The 993-nt window shown below is 78.5% G+C and carries 1 protein-coding gene; it reads right to left on the bottom strand.

Features of this window, described 5'->3' with window-relative positions; genetic code table 11:
- On the bottom strand, positions 1 to 993 hold a 993-nt coding region (locus ABD308_RS37985), incomplete at both ends, for an acyltransferase domain-containing protein (RefSeq protein ID WP_344345419.1).

A 993-nucleotide genomic window follows, 5' to 3' on the forward strand; every position in this document is an offset into this window, starting at 1 on the left:
CGCGGCGCCGTCCGGCTCCGGGTCGACCCAGTAGCGCTCGTGCTGGAAGGCGTAGCCGGGCAGCCGCAGCACCCGGCCGGCGGCGGGCCCGAGGGCGGCCGGGTCGACGGGCGCCCCGGCGCTCCACAGCGCCCCCAGCGCCTGCGCGAGCCGGACCCGGTCGTCCTCCCGCTCGTGCGGGTGGCGCAGCGAGCCGACCACCGTGCGGTCGTCCCGCCAGGCCTGGTGGTGGCGCACGAAGTCGCCGAGGGTGTGGCCGGGGCCGACCTCCAGCAGCACCCAGGACGGGTCGGCCAGCAGCAGCGCGGCCGCGTCGGCGAACCGGACGGGCTCGCGCAGGTGGCGGCCCCAGTACTCCGGGCTGGTCGCCTCCTCGTCGGTGATCCAGGTGCCGGTGACGTTGGAGCAGAACGGGATCCGCGGCGGGCTGAGCCGCACCGCCCGGACCGCCTCGACCAGCGGGCCGACGGCGCCGTCCATGGCGGCGGAGTGGAAGGCGTGCGAGGTGTGCAGCCGGCGGCAGGGGACGCCGGCCGCCTTGAGCCGGCGCTCCAGGCCGTCCACCGCGCCGGTCGGGCCGGAGACCGCGCTCAGCCCGGTGGAGTTGACCGCCGCCACGGCGAGGGCGGGGTCGTCGGCCAGCCAGGGGGCGAGGTCGGGTTCGGCGAGGAACACGGTGAGCATCGATCCGGCGGGCATCGCCTGGACCAGCCGGCCCCGGGCCGCCACCAGCCGCACCGCGTCCTCCAGCGTGAACACGCCCGCCAGGCAGGCCGCGACGTACTCGCCGACGCTGTGGCCGGCCATCGCGCCGGGGCGCACGCCCCGGGCCTCCCAGAGCCGGGCCAGCGCGTACTCGACCAGGAACAGCGCGGGCTGGGCGAACCCGGTGCGGGTCAGCCGCCGCTCGGCGGTGTCGGCCGCGCCGGGGGCGGGGAACAGCAGGGTCCGCGGGTCCTCGCCCAGCTCGGCGGCGAACAGCTCGGCGCCGCG

This window comes from Kitasatospora putterlickiae (assembly GCF_039527695.1).
GTDB lineage: Bacteria > Actinomycetota > Actinomycetes > Streptomycetales > Streptomycetaceae > Kitasatospora > Kitasatospora putterlickiae.